The sequence below is a fragment of the Thalassospira xianhensis MCCC 1A02616 genome (assembly GCF_003326475.1).
Classification (GTDB): Bacteria; Pseudomonadota; Alphaproteobacteria; order Rhodospirillales; family Thalassospiraceae; genus Thalassospira; species Thalassospira xianhensis.
On sequence record NZ_JPWA01000019.1, the window covers coordinates 32,207 to 48,447 of the forward strand.

Consider the following 16,241-nt stretch of genomic DNA (forward strand, 5'->3'; position numbering starts at 1 on the left):
GGATATAAATTGTTCCACGGTGAATGTTGATTGTGACGGGTTAAGATTACGTAAGTATCGAGGGTCAATAGACAAACAAAAACGGCCCGGAAAATCCGGACCGTTTTTATTGTTATCAAAAGACAGTAATCAGTCTTTTTTGATTTTCGGCGGAAGCTGCACACGCAGGTGCAGTTCCTTGAGCTGGCGGTCATCGACCTCGGCCGGGGCATTCATCATCAGATCCTGCGCCTGCTGGTTCAGCGGGAAGGCAATGACTTCGCGAATGTTCGGCTCGTCAGCCAGAAGCATGACGATACGGTCAACACCCGGGGCAGAACCACCGTGCGGCGGCGCGCCGAATTTGAACGCGTTGATCATGCCGCCAAAGCGGTCGTCAACAACGTCCTTGCCATAACCGGCAATCTCGAACGCCTTGTACATGATGTCCGGGCGGTGGTTACGAATGGCACCCGACGACAGTTCGATACCGTTACAGACGATGTCATACTGCCACGCCTTGATATCAAGCGGGTTCATGCTTTCAAGGGCTTCAAGACCGCCTTGCGGCATGGAGAACGGGTTGTGGCTGAATTCGATCTTGCCGTCGTCGTCTTCCTCGTACATCGGGAAATCAACGATCCAGCAGAATTTGAACATGCCGTCTTCACGAAGACCCAGTTCATCGCAAACCTTGTCACGCGACTTGCCAGCAAATTTGGCTGCTGCCAGTTCCTTGTCACAGGCAAAGAAGACCGCATCGCCATTGGCAACGCCGGTAACTTCCTTGATTTTCGCGATGCGTTCGGCATCAAGGTTCTTGGCAATCGGGCCTTTGGCTTCGCCGGTTTCATCATAAACGATGTAACCAAGACCCGCCGCACCTTCTTCTCGGGCCCAGGCGTTCAGCTTGTCAAAGAAGCTGCGCGGGCGGCCTGCGGCCCCCGGTGCCGGAATGGCGCGAACCACCGAACCCTTTTCGATGTTCGAGGCAAAGATGCCGAAATTCGAACCGCGGAAGGCTTCGGTCACGTCAGACAGGATGATCGGGTTGCGAAGGTCGGGTTTGTCCGAACCGTATTTCGCCATCGATTCATCAAACGGAATGCGCGGGAACGGAAGCGGCGTTACGTCACGACCACCGCCGAACTCGACGAAGATGTCGTGGAGAACCGGCTCGATCGCGTCAAACACGTCGTCCTGGGTAGCAAAGGCCATCTCGAAGTCGAGCTGATAGAATTCACCCGGCGAACGGTCGGCACGGGCGTCTTCATCGCGGAAGCACGGTGCGATCTGGAAATAACGGTCAAAGCCCGACACCATCAGAAGCTGTTTGAACTGCTGGGGGGCCTGCGGCAGGGCATAGAACTTGCCCGGATGCATGCGCGACGGCACCAGGAAGTCACGCGCACCTTCCGGCGAGCTTGCCGTCAGGATCGGGGTCTGGATTTCAAGGAAGCCCTGTGCGGTCATTTTCTGACGCATCGCCGAGATCACACGCGAGCGCAGAACGATGTTCGAATGAACACTTTCGCGACGCAGGTCAAGGTAACGGTGACGCAGGCGGATTTCCTCGCCATATTCGGCATCGCCAAATACCGGCATCGGCAGAACGTCGGCTGACGACTGGACTTCGATATTGGAGGCGTAAACCTCGATCTCGCCGGTCGGCAGGTTCGGGTTGACGGTTTCGGCGGTCCGTTTGACGACCTTGCCATCCACCGTGATCACACTTTCGGCGCGCGACTTTTCAAGAACCGCGAAAAGCGGGCTTGAAATGTCGATCACGATCTGGGTGATGCCGTAATGGTCGCGCAAATCGACAAACAGAAGGTTGCCGTGGTCGCGCTTGCGGTGGATCCAGCCGGACAGGCGCACTTCCGCATCGGCGTCAGAGGCGCGCAACGCATTACAATTGTGTGAACGATAAGGATGCATGGTCTTTCCAGGTTGCTTTGTATGCTTGGTATTTCGGGCCGCAAATTTGGCGCAAAGGTGCATGGCTGCACCGCGCTGTCAAACAAAAAAGCACCGCAAACCGACCACCCCGGTCAATTCGGGGCGGTCAAATCGGGTGATCTGTCTGTTTGCGCGACGCGGCGCTTGAAATTCTGCGGTATAAAACGCTGCCAAAGGCCCGCCGTCAAGTGCCCGTCGCAAAGGGCTGCATTGCGGGCCGGAATTTCAGGTTGGTGGCGCACCGATGCCCTGCAAATCCTTGACCTTAACAAAGCGGATCAGACGCCCGGTTTCAGGACGGACATCCGCCCAGTGATCAATATCGAATTCATACTGGCAAAGTCCGCAGGTCGGAAATTTGCGGTTCATCTGCAGTAACGCCTCGCCGTCGCCATCGCCAAACAGCTGGGCTGCGAAATCTTCCATCCCCGGATTATGGCCGACCATCATCACGCAACGGGCATCGTCATGCGTCTGGACAAGGCTTTCAAGCAACACCTTCTCGCTCGCCATATAGAGGTCTTCGTTATAGATCACGTCTGACGCGCTTGCAAAATCGCGCCCCAGCAACGTCAATGTCTGCACGGCGCGTGCCGCGGTCGAACACCAGATCAGGTCGGGAACCAGTCCATGATCATGCAGGTAGCGCCCCATTACCGGGGCTGCCTGTTCGCCACGCCGGTTCAGTTCCCGGTCATGATCGGATCGGGATGGATCGGTCCAGCTTGATTTGGCGTGCCGCAGCAGGAGCAGTGTCTTCATGAAATCAGTATCCGGTAATCTCGCGAAAGGCAGACTTTTGCATGTCACATAGGGCGCTGTGAAGCCATCATAAAAACTGACTTAAAAATTTAAGAAAATTGCACCCCGACAAGCAGTTATCCTATACTCCAATCGCAACCGGGGCCTGTCGCCTTATTTCAAGGACACAAACCCAATTTCGCAGGAGGCAAAGCGTGACCCACGCCGCCGTTATTCAATCAAGCGCAATCACACTTGATTCGGACAAACGCTTTATAAACCGCGAACTTTCGTGGCTGGCCTTTAACGGTCGCGTCCTTGAAGAGGCACAGAACAAACGTCACCCGTTGCTGGAACGCGTGCGTTTCCTGTCCATTTCCGCCAGCAACCTTGACGAATTTTACATGGTTCGCGTTGCCGGTCTGGTCGGGCAGTTACGCGCGGGCATGACCAAGGTCAGCCAGGATGGCATGAGCCCGTCCGAGCAGCTTCGCGCCATTACATACGACGCCAACCAGCTGATGCAGGATCAGCAGCGCATCTGGCAGCAGCTTAGCACGGAAATGGAGAAGCACGGTATTTCGGTCATCGGGCCGGAAGATTTGACCCAGACGGATCGCAAATGGCTTGATGGCTATTTCATGCGCGAAATCTTCCCGACCCTGACCCCGCTTGCCATTGATCCGTCGCATCCCTTCCCGTTCATTCCGAACCTTGGCTTTGCGATTGTCATGCAGCTGTTTGACCCGGCGGATGGTCACAATATGCGCGGGCTGATCCCGGTTCCGCCGAAGATCGGCCGTTTCCTGCGCCTGCCGGGCCGGACGGAACGGTATCTGCCACTCGAACAGGCGATTGTCCTTTATCTGGATAAGCTGTTCCCCGGTTTCGATATGATCGAACACGGCCTGTTCCGTGTCATCCGTGACTCGGACGTCGAGATTGAAGAAGAAGCCGAAGATCTGGTGCGCGTTTTCAAGACCGCACTGAAGCGCCGTCGCCGCGGCAGCATCATCCGGCTTAAAGTCAATGCCAAGATGCCCGAAGATCTTCTGGATTTCGTGGTCGATGAATTGTCCGTCGCCCCGGAAGAGGTCGTCAAGGTTGATGGCCTTCTGGGTGTTGTTGACGTCAAACAACTGATCGATTCCGATCTGCATCACGACCTTCTGTTCCAGCCATATGGCGCGCGGTATCCCGAACGTGTGCGTGACTTTGGCGGTGACTGCTTTGCCGCGATCAGCAAAAAGGATCTGGTGGTTCACCACCCGTTCGAGGATTTCGACGTCGTCGTGCAGTTCCTGTTGCAGGCTGCCCGTGACCCCGAAGTCGTCACCATCAAACAGACCCTTTATCGCACGTCGGAAAACAGCCCGATCGTCAAGGCCCTGATTGCCGCCGCCGAGGCCGGCAAATCGGTTACGGCCATGGTCGAGCTTAAGGCGCGCTTTGACGAGGAAGCCAATCTGCGCTGGGCAGCGGATCTTGAGCGTGCCGGTTGTCAGGTGGTTTATGGCTTCCTTGACTGGAAGACGCATGCCAAGGTGTCGCTGGTGGTTCGGCGCGAAAGCCACGGGCTTCGCACCTATGTCCATTTCGGAACAGGCAACTATCACCCGATCACTGCGAAATTCTATACCGATATTTCGTTCTTCTCGTGCGATCCGGCATTGGGGCGTGACGCGGCCAGCATCTTTAATTTCATGACCGGCTATGCCACCCCAAGATCGCTTGAGAAAATTGCCATTGCGCCGCATACGTTGCGCCCGACCCTTCTTGCCCATATCGATCACGAGATCGAAAACTGTCAGGCGGGCAAACCGTCGGGCATCTGGGCAAAGATGAACAGCCTTGTTGACCCGGTGGTGATTGATGCGCTTTATCGCGCCAGCCAGTGCGGGGTTCATATCGAACTGGTGGTGCGTGGCATTTGCTGTCTGCGGCCGGGTGTGCCGGGCTTATCAGAAAATATTCGCGTTAAATCCATCGTCGGCCGGTTCCTTGAACATTCGCGCATTGTTGTCTTTGCAAACGGCGCAAAACTGCCATCGCGCAAGGCCAAGGCGTTTATTTCATCCGCCGACTGGATGCCGCGCAACCTTAACCGTCGTGTCGAAACGCTGGTTCCGGTGGAAAACCCCACTTGCCAACGCCAGATTGTCGAACAGATCATGATTGCAAATCTGAAAGATACGGCGCAGGCTTGGTACCTGCAGCCCGACGGGTCTTACGAGCGGTGCGAAGCAGACGAAAACGCCTTTTCTTCTCATCAGTATTTCATGACCAACCCGTCACTTTCAGGCCGCGGCAGCGCGCTTAGCGAGGAAGATCCGAATGTTCCCGTGCTGCAGCTTGATGATTAACGAGTGCATACCTAGACAGGTTCAACCAACCGCATGCTGACTGACCAAAGGGTTTCCAACCGTATTGCCATCATTGATGTTGGCTCGAACTCGGTGCGTCTTGTTGTGTTTGATGGCATGACACGCGCCCCGGCCCCGATTTTCAACGAAAAGGTCATGTGCGGCCTGGGCCGCGACCCGGAAAATACCGGCCGTCTCAACCCCGAAGGCGTTGAAATGGCCACCGCCGCCCTGCGGCGTTTTGCCCGGCTGCTGCGTGCGATGAAGGTTACGCGTGTCGATATCCTCGCCACTGCCGCCGTCCGCGCGGCCAGCGACGGGAAGGCATTTTGTGATCGCGTCCATGCTGAAACCGGATTGACCGTCAAGGTGATTGACGGGCTTGAAGAAGCGCGTCTTTCGGCCTTTGGCGTTATTTCCGGTGATCGCCGTGCAACCGGGATCATGGGTGATATCGGTGGTGGTTCGCTTGAACTCGTCCTGCTTGAGGAAGGCGAGATCAAAAAAAGTGTCAGCGTTCCCCTGGGCGCCATGCGCCTGCATGCGGTGTTTGGTGCGGATCGGGCGCGGCTTGAGGCAGAAGTCAAAACCCATCTTGATACGGTCGACTGGCTGCATGAAGGTGCGGACAAGCCGCTGATTGCGGTTGGCGGTTCGTGGCGTTCGATTGCCAAGCTTTATATCGCGCAGGAAAACTATCCGATTTCGGTCGTGCATAATCTGACCATGCCACGTGCCGAAATCGCCGAACTGACGCATATCATATCCCAGCAAAGCCGTGTGTCGCTTGACAAGGTTGGCGGTGTTTCCAAACGCCGCATAGACAGCCTGCCGCATGCGGGCCTTGTCATGAACATGCTGCTTGAACGCATGCAGGCCAAGGAAGTCGTGTTTTCCAGTCACGGGCTGCGCGAAGGCTGGATGTATGAAGCCCTGCCCGAAGAATTGCGCGAACGCGACCCGCTGCTTGATGCCTGTCTCAGCTTTGCCGAAGACGGCGAACGTTTCCATCAGCACGGCGAGGAACTTTATCGTTGGTCAGCACCGATCTTCCGCGAACAGCCGGGAAATCTTGGCCGGTTGCGCCTTGCCGCCTGTATTATCGGCGATGTCGGCTGGAACGAACATCCCGATTACCGCGCGATCCAGAGCTATAACCGTATCCTGCATCACCCCTATCTTGATCTGAACCATCATGACCGGGTGTTCCTCGCCTATACCATCGGCTCGCGCTATACCGGCAATTTCAAGGGTGACGAATCCAGTGACCGGCTGCTTGACGATGACACGCGCAGCATCGGTCGCCTTTACGGTCACGCCATCCGCCTTGGCCATACCCTTTCGGGCGGGGTCGAAGGCATCCTGCCGGGTACGGCCCTTGTGCTTGAGGACAAGGTCCTCATTCTTCAACTGCACAAGGATTTCGCGGCCCTGAATGGTGAAGTCGTCGAACAGCGTTTATCAAAACTTGCCAAACTGATGGATTGTGAAAGCCAAGTCGTCATCGTCGATCAGCTTCCCCAGCCCTGATCCAGTTTGTGTTCCGTCCTTTGACTGTTTTCCGGTTTATTTGTTTTTGAACCGGGAAAGACGGAATGCTATGGTGGCCCTGCTTCCCGAAGCACCCCGTCCGCGGAAAGGGCTGCGCCTGGTCTTAGATGACATATGAACCACACGGTTTCCTTGCCTGTCTGGCGGACACAGGCTTATGCACAGGGGAATCGTATGTCTGCTTCACGCACATCGAAATCCAAAATCTTTGACGGTCGCCTTAACCTTGAGCAGCAGCGCAAACGCGCCAAGGAACTGCTGAAATCCGCCCGCAATAGGCAAGCCGATGCCCAAACCCGCATTGCGGCCCACCTGCCCGGTAAAAGCATTGATGACCTGCAACTGGCAGATAGCCAGCTTGTTATCGCGCGCGAAAACGGCTTTGCCAGTTGGCCCAAACTGAAATCCCATATCGACCGGATTACCGAACATCAGCGCCAGATCACATCGGGGCATCTGCCAAAGCTCGACACCCCGGAAACCCTTCATCTGCGCTGTGGGTCGGACATCAGGCATGGCCTTGAACTGGCCGGTTTTGCCGGTGCCTTCATGGAATTTTCCGATCCGTTCTGTCAGGGACCGGTGCCCGATGTGCCCCTGCCCGACTTCATCGAAACGCGGGCGCGTTTTATCGCATCGTCCTATCGCATCGATTTTCCCGATGCGCTTTCGCGCCTGCAACGCGAATATGCCGGGCTGGCGACATTGGGCGATTATGATCATGTCGTGCTGTGGTTTGAACATGACAGCTACGATCAGCTTATACTGGCCTTCCTGCTTGATTTCATCGCCACACTCCGCCCGCAAACTAGGCTTGACCTGATTTGCGTTGATCGGGTGCCGGGGGTTGAGCGTTTCATCGGCCTTGGCCAACTGTCGCCCGAACTGCTGATCTGGTGCTGGGACAATGCCCGTGCGCCGGTTTCGGATGCCATGCTGGCCTTTGGTCAAAAAGTCTGGCCCGCGATCCGTGCCTCAAGCCCCGATGCGCTGCGCGCCGTCATTGATCACGGCCAATCGCCAATCCCCTGCATGATCGCAGCCCTTGATCGCCATCTGCGCGAACTGCCTGATCCCGAAAACGGTCTTGGCCTGACGCAACAGCTAACCCTGCAAATCATCCGGGATCATGGCCCGATCACGGCGGGTAAGGTCTTTGGCCATCTTATGCGAAGTTATGACCCGCTGCCGTTTCTGGGCGATCTGATGTTCTGGGACGTACTTGTCGATATGGGCCGGACCGGATCGCCGCTTTTCACCTTCCCCGATGATTCGGCCCAAACCCCTTGGCCGGACCGCACCCTGTCGCTGACCGGGACCGGAAACGCGGTTCTTTCCGGCACCCGGAATTTCATGGAACTTTACACCGGCGAACGATGGGTTGGCGGTATCCGGATTACGGGAGCCGCGGCCGGTTAAACCAGCTTTCGCGTCACCTTGAATATCTCGCCCCGCAGCCATTTGTGCGGGGCACTGGCGGCGTTGCGCACATGCCAGGACTGGGCGAAGCTGTATTCGGGGAAATCAAGCGGGAAGGTGCATTTGGCAAAGCCCGTCATCACGTCACGTTCAAGCCGCGAGGGCAGCGATGCGATCACGTCCGTCCCGCGGATCAGGCTGGCGATGCTGGCAAAGGTCGATGCCTGCAAAACCGTGCGGCGTTTGCGCCCGATGGCATCAAGCATCTCGTCCACCGCCGAATGCTCGTTATTGCCGATGATCACGCGCGCATGGGGCACGGCGCAATATTGATCGAGCGTATCGGGTGGCACATCATGGCAATCCGCATCGTAAAAGCACGCCATATGTTCGCGAAACAGGGTCTGTTGCGCGATATCGCCGACATTTTCAGTCATATGCAAGCCAATCGCCAGATCAAGCTGACCGCTACGCAGCCGGTCGATCACGTTGGTATCGCCATGGATCGGCAATACCCGAAGCCGGATATCAGCGGCATATCCCCGGATGATGCGAAACAGTTCGGGCATGATCACCGCCACCTCGTAATCGTTGGTACCGATCACAAAGCGGGCTGATTGCGCCGGATCGTTCGGATCAAAGGCATCAACACGCTTAAGATTGCGCAAATCCTGCAACAGGATGCGCACCCTCCCGGCCATTTCATCGGCATGGGCGGTTGGCGTAATCCCCCGCCCGGAGCGGACAAAAAGCGGATCGCCGACAATCTGGCGTAACCGGTCCAGCCCATGACTGACCGTCGGTTGCCCGACACCAAGGCGATTGGCAGCGGCTGTTACCGATCCTTCGTCATAGATCGTCAGGAAAAGCCGCAGCAAACGATAATCAAGGTCCAATTCATCGATATTCATGCATGAATACTATCACCTTGATCGAATTGATCATATGGGAAATCCGGTGCAGTTTCATTCCATTGACGGGCCAACGCCCACCCCCGATTACCGGAGAATGAAACCATGAAAATCCTCGTTACCGGCGCCACCGGCCAGCTCGGCAACCTTGTTATCAAACATCTGCTGACCCGCGTTTCCGCCGATCAGATCGCGGCAAGCGTACGTGATGTTGCCAAGGCGCGGGAAATTGCCGCCAAGGGCATTGATGTCCGCCATGGCGATTTTGATGATCTCGCCCTGATGACCAATGCCTTCAAGGGCATTGATATCGCGCTGATCATTTCGGGTGAAACCGATGTTGAAACCCGCATCAAACAGCACCGTACCGCAGTTGACGCCGCCAAGGCCGCCGGTGTCAGACATCTGGTCTATACCAGCTTTATCGATGCGCGCCCCGAAAGCCCGTTTACCTATGCCGCCATTCACGCGGACACGGAAAACCATATCAAGGCAAGCGGCCTTTCCTTTACGCTGCTGCGCAACAGCTTCTATACCGATCTTCTGATGGCGGGCGTTCCGCATGCGATTGAAACCGGTGATTTTGGTGCCCCTGCTGGCAATGGCAAGGTCAGCTACATTCCGCGTAACGACCTTGCCGAAGCCGCCGCCGTCGTCCTGGCCAATCCGGCTGATCACGTCAATCAGACCTACGAGCTTTCCGGCACGCCCATCGGCTTTGCCGATATCGCGGCCATCATCGCCGACGCAACCGGCAAGGACATCCGTTATGTCGATCTGCCGCCCGAAGTCCATACCGGCATTCTGGCAAGCTTTGGCCTGCCCGACCATCTGGTCGAAGCTTTAAGCGGCATGTATGTCGGGACGCGCAATGGCGATTATGAACAAACCAGCGACGATTTCGCCAAGGTTGTTGGCCGCGCACCGCAAACCACCAAAGACTTCCTGACAGGAGCCCTGAAATGATCCGCGCCAAAGTCATGCTTTTCAGCACCTTGGTCGCCAGCCTGATCGCAATCGGCTCCGCCCTGCCCGCCCATGCGGGCGAGGTCGAGGACCGCAATACCGCTAATGTCGTCGCGTTTTATGACATGGTTTTCAATCAGCGCGATGTTAACGGTGCGATCACAAAATATATCGGTGATGAATATATCCAGCATAACCCGTTCGTCGCCGACGGCATCGACGGCTTTCGCGCAGGCATCACCGGCTGGCTGAATTCTGATCCCAAAATCCATGCCGAAATCGTCCGTACTGTTGCCGAGGGCAATCTGGTTGTCACCCATGTCAGATCCACCTCGGCAGAAGGCGAAAGTGCGGTGATGGATATCTTCCGCCTTGATGATGCCGGCAAGATCATCGAACATTGGGACGTATCCCAGCCGGTCCCGGCCGAACAGGCGCATGACAACACCATGTTCTAAAGCCGGACTTCCTGCCTTGTTGCAAAAACGAAAAACGGGCCAAAGCTGGCCCGTTTTTTCATGTTTTCAATCGGGTTGAGGGGAAATCAGTCCCGCCCGTCAAGCTCGACAAAGGCGACTTCGCCGTTCTTGAGCTTGAGCCCGATCTGTCCGTGTTTGAGTTGCAGGGCATATTGCCCGAACAATTCACGCCGCCAGCCATGCATCGCCGGAACGTCGGCATTGTCATCGGCTGCGATATTCTGCAAATCGTCGCTGGATGCCACAAGGCGCTGGGCAACACCCTTTTCCTCGGAACACAGTTTCAGCAGCACCTTGAGCAGTTCCACCGTCGGGCCGATGCCCGATGGAAGGTCCGGGCGGAGTTTTGGCTGCGGCCAGTCTTCCTGCGGGCTATCAAGGGCGGCCTGGATGGCTTCGATGATCGCCTGGCCGGGTTTGCTGCTGCCGAAATTGCGACCGACACCGCGGGTCTTGTCGAGATCCTTGTCGGTCAATGGCTGCCGGGCGGCGATATCAAGCAGCGTATCATCGCGCAGAACGCGGTTTCGCGGCAGGTTCTTGCGCTGTGCCTCGGTCTCGCGCCATTCGCCAAGCGCGCGCGCCACCGCGAGGAATTTCGGGCTGTTGGACCGGGTTTTAAGCCGAAGCCAAGCTTCTTTGGGGTCAATCGAATAGATCGACGGATCGGTCAGGCGTTCCATTTCCTCGGCCAGCCAATAGGCACGGCCATTGGCTTCGAGCCGTTCGTGGAACGCCTCGTAGATCACGCGCAGATGCGTCACATCCGACAGCGCATAGCTTAGCTGCTTGGTCGAAAGCGGACGGTGCGACCAGTCGGTAAAGCGCATCGATTTATCGATATTCTTGCGCACCACCTTGTTGACCAGCGTCTCGTAGCCGACCTGATCGCCATAGCCAAGCACCATCGCCGCCACCTGGGTATCAAATACCGGGTGCGGGACCTTGCCGCTGAGATGAACGAAAATCTCGATATCCTGACGGGCGGCGTGAAACACCTTGACCACGCTTTCGTCCTGCATCAGGTCGAACAGCGGGGCAAGGTCAATGCCCTCGGCCAGCGGATCAACCGCCGCACCATTATCCGACGGTTCGGGACTTGCCAGCTGCACGAGGCAAAGCTGCGGCCAATAGGTCGAATCGCGCATAAACTCGGTATCGACAGTGACATATTCGAACTGCCGGAGCTTTTCGCACAACGCGCGCAGTTCTTCTGTATTTGTAATTGGTTCCATAAACCTTGCTATAACATTGCCGGGCGCGATCCGCCAGTAGCTTCAATATGGCAGCTATCATGCGTAAAAAGCACGGAAAACCCGCCGCCTTAGATGATTTCGTCCTCGTCAAGCAACGGATCGGATTGCAGATGGGTTTCGATGGCGTCCATGCGTTCCTGCAATTCGGATGACCGCTTGATCGCGGCCACATGGAAAAGCGCATCGCCCTGATTGACGATCGGCAGATTGGTCCGCCCGATGATCAGTCCGGCATGTTTCGCCACAACCTCGGCATCGCGAAGACCGAACGGGTCGGAAACGGCAGCCACCACATCGCCCTCGTTAACAAACTCGCCGGCGATCTTGAAGGTTCGCAAAATCCCGCCAACCGGTGCGCGCAGCCAGTGACTGCTGGATGATTTGAAGGGAGGGACTTTCGGGTCGCGGATCGAGCGGCCCGATGTCATGCCAAGCTTGCGCATCACGCGCAAGACACCCGAAACACCGGCCCGGATCGACATTTCATCAAAGCGGAGCCCCTCGCCCGCCTCATAGAGCAGGATCGGGACTTCGGCCTCTTTGCCAGCCTGGCGCAGTGACCCTTCACGCAGCGGACTGGTCAGGATGATTGGCGCACCAAAAGCCTCGGCATATTCCATGATGTCATGATCATCGTCATTGACCCTGATCTGGGGCAGGTTGACGCGGTTCACGGCTGCCGAATGAAGATCGATGCCGAAATCGGATTTCTCGACAATCTCGGTCAGGAAAAGATGGGCAAGCTGCGCGGCAAGGGACCCCGCCGAATGACCGGGGAAGCACCGGTTAAGGTCGCGGCGGTCAGGCAGATAGCGTGTATGGTTCAGAAAGCCGAACGCATTGACCACCGGAACCGCCAGCAACGTGCCATGCATCCCACGAAGGGCGGGCGATTTAAGAACGCGGCGGATGACCTCCACCCCGACGATTTCATCGCCATGCACGGCACCACTGACGAACAGGACCGGGCCGGGCCGTTTGCCATGCACCACATTGACCGTCAGATTGACCGGCGTGTGATTGGATAAAAGCGAGATCGGAATATCAACGATCTGGCGCGTCCCGGCGGGGACTGTCTTTCCGCCAATCTCGAAGTCCGGGGTCCTGGCTACCTTTGCCGATTTGGCTTTGGATACTTTTTTCCCGATCTCGTTCACAGTTTATCCCTTGCCTTTGGTCCGCACCTTACCGGGGCGGTAATCCTTTTCCATGAAATCGATAATCATCCCGGCAATGTCCTTGCCGGTTGCGCCTTCGATGCCTTCCAGACCGGGTGATGAATTGACTTCCATCACCACCGGACCATGGTTGGAGCGAAGAATATCGACACCACAGACATTTAGCCCCATCGCCTTGGCGGCTTCAACTGCTGTTGCGCGTTCCTGCGGAGTAATACGCACGGACCGCGCCGAACCGCCGCGATGAATGTTGGACCGGAAATCGCCCTCTGCCCCCTTGCGTTCCATGCTGGCGACGACCTTGCCACCAATCACAAAGCAGCGAATATCGGTATTGCCCGCTTCCTTGATGAATTCCTGCACCATGATATCGACATTGGCCCCACGGAAGGCCTCGATCACGGATTTGGCGGATTTTTCGGTTTCGCCAAGAACCACGCCAATGCCCTGGGTGCCTTCCAGAAGCTTGATCACCACCGGGGCACCGCCAACGATGGAAAGAACCTCGTCGGTTTTTTTCGGATCATGGGCAAAGGCCGTAACCGGCAGGCCGACACCGCGCCGCGACAGGATTTGCAGGGAGCGCAGCTTGTCGCGCGACCGGCCAATCGCCACGGATTCGTTTAATGGATAAACGCCCATCATTTCAAACTGGCGCAATACGGCCAGTCCGAAGAACGTCACCGAAACACCGATACGCGGGATCACCGCGTCATAGCCGCTCAGTTTCTGGCCGCCGTAATAAACTTCGGGCTTCAGGGACGTGATGTTCATCGTGACGCGCAGCGTGTTGATGACATCAATTTCGTGCCCGCGACTTTCGGCCGCCTCGACCAGCCGTTTGTGGGAGTACAGATTAGGATTGCGCGCAAGCATTGCGATTTTCATGCAATGGACTCCCGTGGTCGAGCGTTACTGAATGTGTCGAAGGTTCAACGACAGCGTCGGATCATTGTTCCGAAACGGTGCCGGATTGCAGCGCCGTATAAACCTGTTCCGGTTTCCCCGCCAGATAAGATTTTGACGGTTGGACCAAAAATCTTCCTGCCTTCATTGCCGTGCGCCCCAACAACATGGGAAAGCCCATCAATGAACGATTTGCCAATGAAATCTCGACCCGGATTTTATGATGCCCGACAGCAATATGGGTCGAAATGACATAGCGTTCTTCGGCCTCGCCGTTTGAACTGCGAATCTCGCGCGTTTCAACCAGCGGTGCCATGCACTCGATACGACCATGCCCGTCACCGCGGTAATGCGGCAAGATGAATTTTACGAACTTTTGATTATCGCGATCAATGATACGCGGATTCAGCGCATGCAGCGACGATGTCCGCGCCCCGGTATCGATCTTGGCCTTCATCAATGGTACGTCGAAATCCGGAAATCCGATCCATTCGCGCCAGCCCAGAACATGTCCCCCGCTGACAAGGGTTTCAATGTTGGACTTGATTGATGGCTTTGCCTTGGCCTTACGCAGGGTCACATACACTATCCGGAAATTTGCAATCTGGCGAATATAACGCCTAACGGCTTGCATCGCCTATCGAAAATGCGTCTGCACGGGATCTGGATTTATTGACCATCCATCACGGCCCGCACCAGCGGCAATGTCACCGCCCTTTTTTCGGCCAGTGCCTGCCGGTCAATCGCTGCCACCAGTTCGGTCAGCGCGACAAAGCTGCGTTCGATCCGCGGCAGGATATAGGCAATGATCTGCGGGCTTGGCGCCATCTGCCGGTCGGCAAACAGCTTGATCAGAAGCCCGACCATCAGGTCGTCATCGGGCGGGGAAATCTCGCAGACCAGTGCCGCACCCAGCCGCGATTTCAAATCCGGCAGATCGACTTTCCAGCGCGACGGCGGTTGCTGTGCGGTCATCAGCAAATGCCCGCCCCGTTCCTTGAGCATATTGTAAAGATGGAAACACACCGTCTCGTCGAGGCCAAGATCGGCATCCTCGATGACAAGCCCGGCGGCATCGCCCAGAAGCACATCCGGATTCGCCCCGACAAGGTCACGCCCCGAAACGCTTAGCGCGGCGGACCGTGCCCGCCATACTTCCGCAAGGTGGCTTTTGCCCGATCCGCGCGGCCCATAAAGGCAAAGGGCGGGTACGGGCCATTCCGGCCAGTGATCGATCCATGAAACGGCTTCGCGATTACAATCGGCGACCATGAAATCGGCCCGCCCCAATGCCGGACGCAGTTCCAGCGCCAGCGGCAATTGCTGCGGCGATAATTCCGGCGATCCACCATCCGGACCCTTTTCGGGTGCCGCCAGCGTTTCGTCCATGGCCGTCTTTTTGATCGCGCGGGTCACTGTATACTCAATTCTCGGCGTCTTTTAGGGGATCATAAGCCGGATTGTCCGGTCCATGATCATATAACCGGCTACCCAGATACTGCCTTAAGCCATATCGCACAAGCACACCGATCACGGCGGCCACCGGCACGGCAAGCATCACGCCCAGCAATCCGAAAACCGCCCCACCGGCCAGCAAGGCAAACATGACCCAGACCGCATGCAGACCGACCTTGTCCCCGACAAGCTTCGGGGTCAGGAAGTTGCCTTCCATGATCTGCCCGGCGCCGAACACAAGTGCGACCAGCGCCAGATCGACACCAATGCCAAACTGTGCCAATGCCACCCCCATACCGACGGCAAACCCGGCAAACATCCCGAAATAGGGCACAAAGGATACAAGCCCGGTCATCAGACCGATGACAAAACCAAATTCAAGCCCGACCAGCGTCAGCCCCAGCGCATAAAACAGGCCCAACAAAATGCAAACCGTCGCCTGACCGCGCACGAACCCTGCGAGTGTTTCATCAATTTCGCGCGCGCACTGGCGGATATCCTTTGCCGAACGGCGCGGCAGGTATCCGTCAATCTTGGCCACGATCCTGTCCCAGTCCCGCAAAAGGTAAAACGCCACAACCGGAGTAATGAACACGAGGCTCAGGAAATTCAGCAATGCCAACCCGCCCGACAACACATTGGTCAGGATATTGCCGACCCACTTGATCGCGGTTGCCGTCTGTCCCTTGACCGAATCCGAGATGCCTTCAAGCGTTTCGGGCGCAATCCGGTCGATAATATGCTGCACATACGGGGCCACGGTTGTCCGCAATGTGTCAATATAACCGGGCAATCTTTCAAGGAACCCTGCAAGCTGGCTTCCGATCATCGGTACGACCAGCAACAGGAAAAAGATAAATACAAGGAAGAACAGAATTGTGATGATCGTTGTCGCCAGCGTCCGGTTAAAGCCGCGCGCTTCCAACCGGTCGGCCAGCGGATCAAGGAAATAGGCAATTGCCATCCCGGCGACGAATGGCAAGAGGATGCTGGAAAACAGCCAGATCAGAAGGAAAAAACCGACAATGAAAATCAGCCAGAAACGTGCCTGCTGCCGAATGGTCATGTCCGTTTAACC

14 protein-coding genes are annotated in these 16,241 nt (G+C 56.6%); 5 read left to right on the forward strand and 9 right to left on the reverse strand.

What is annotated here, in order from left to right; all coding sequences use genetic code 11:
* Window positions 1-129 precede the first annotated feature (129 nt).
* The gene (gene aspS / locus TH5_RS15440; RefSeq protein ID WP_114122627.1) at window positions 130-1,917 is read right to left on the reverse strand and encodes an aspartate--tRNA ligase; all 1,788 of its coding nucleotides are present in this window, start codon (window positions 1,915-1,917) and stop codon (window positions 130-132) included.
* Between the two features lie 246 nt (window positions 1,918-2,163).
* Complete coding sequence (locus TH5_RS15445) at window positions 2,164-2,700, reverse strand: SixA phosphatase family protein (protein ID WP_114122578.1); 537 nt, start codon at window positions 2,698-2,700, stop codon at window positions 2,164-2,166.
* A 194-nt stretch (window positions 2,701-2,894) separates the two neighbouring features.
* Between TH5_RS15445 and TH5_RS15450 the strand changes: the two genes are divergently transcribed.
* From TH5_RS15450 to TH5_RS15460, 3 genes are all read left to right on the forward strand, one after another.
* Window positions 2,895-5,042, forward strand: coding sequence for an RNA degradosome polyphosphate kinase (locus tag TH5_RS15450; RefSeq protein WP_114122579.1), 2,148 nt, complete (start codon window positions 2,895-2,897; stop codon window positions 5,040-5,042).
* Between the two features lie 33 nt (window positions 5,043-5,075).
* Entirely contained in the window at window positions 5,076-6,572 is a 1,497-nt protein-coding gene (ppx, locus tag TH5_RS15455) for an exopolyphosphatase (protein WP_114122580.1), read from the forward strand.
* 195 nt (window positions 6,573-6,767) lie between these two features.
* On the forward strand, window positions 6,768-8,012 hold the full coding sequence (locus TH5_RS15460; RefSeq protein ID WP_114122581.1) for a DUF1835 domain-containing protein: 1,245 nt from the start codon (window positions 6,768-6,770) through the stop codon (window positions 8,010-8,012).
* Here TH5_RS15460 and TH5_RS15465 read toward each other — a convergent pair.
* A complete protein-coding gene (locus tag TH5_RS15465) occupies window positions 8,009-8,923 on the reverse strand; it encodes a LysR family transcriptional regulator (RefSeq protein ID WP_114122582.1) in 915 nt (304 codons plus the stop codon). The two genes, TH5_RS15460 and TH5_RS15465, sit on opposite strands and share 4 nt — an antisense overlap.
* Window positions 8,924-9,028: 105 nt before the next feature.
* On the opposite strand from TH5_RS15465, the gene TH5_RS15470 reads away from it, so the two are divergent.
* A complete protein-coding gene (locus TH5_RS15470; protein ID WP_114122583.1) occupies window positions 9,029-9,889 on the forward strand; it encodes an SDR family oxidoreductase in 861 nt (286 codons plus the stop codon).
* Window positions 9,886-10,347: a nuclear transport factor 2 family protein gene (locus TH5_RS15475; RefSeq protein WP_208638461.1), complete on the forward strand. Its 462-nt coding sequence runs from the start codon at window positions 9,886-9,888 to the stop codon at window positions 10,345-10,347. Before TH5_RS15470 ends, TH5_RS15475 begins: the two co-directional genes overlap by 4 nt.
* Window positions 10,348-10,433: 86 nt before the next feature.
* Here the strand turns inward: TH5_RS15475 and rnd are convergent, their stop codons facing one another.
* From rnd to TH5_RS15505, 6 genes are all read right to left on the reverse strand, one after another.
* Window positions 10,434-11,603 carry a ribonuclease D gene (rnd, locus tag TH5_RS15480; protein ID WP_114122584.1) on the reverse strand — a complete coding sequence of 390 codons (1,170 nt, stop codon included), beginning with the start codon at window positions 11,601-11,603 and terminating at the stop codon, window positions 10,434-10,436.
* A gap of 89 nt (window positions 11,604-11,692) precedes the next feature.
* Window positions 11,693-12,781: a succinylglutamate desuccinylase/aspartoacylase family protein gene (locus TH5_RS15485; RefSeq protein WP_114122585.1), complete on the reverse strand. Its 1,089-nt coding sequence runs from the start codon at window positions 12,779-12,781 to the stop codon at window positions 11,693-11,695.
* A 3-nt stretch (window positions 12,782-12,784) separates the two neighbouring features.
* The gene (gene rimK / locus TH5_RS15490) at window positions 12,785-13,690 is read right to left on the reverse strand and encodes a 30S ribosomal protein S6--L-glutamate ligase (RefSeq protein WP_062952404.1); all 906 of its coding nucleotides are present in this window, start codon (window positions 13,688-13,690) and stop codon (window positions 12,785-12,787) included.
* A gap of 61 nt (window positions 13,691-13,751) precedes the next feature.
* Entirely contained in the window at window positions 13,752-14,288 is a 537-nt protein-coding gene (locus TH5_RS15495; RefSeq protein WP_114122629.1) for an ATP-dependent zinc protease family protein, read from the reverse strand.
* A gap of 89 nt (window positions 14,289-14,377) precedes the next feature.
* Window positions 14,378-15,124, reverse strand: coding sequence for an HdaA/DnaA family protein (locus tag TH5_RS15500; RefSeq protein ID WP_114122586.1), 747 nt, complete (start codon window positions 15,122-15,124; stop codon window positions 14,378-14,380).
* A 7-nt stretch (window positions 15,125-15,131) separates the two neighbouring features.
* Window positions 15,132-16,229, reverse strand: coding sequence for an AI-2E family transporter (locus tag TH5_RS15505; RefSeq protein WP_114122587.1), 1,098 nt, complete (start codon window positions 16,227-16,229; stop codon window positions 15,132-15,134).
* Window positions 16,230-16,241 lie beyond the last annotated feature (12 nt).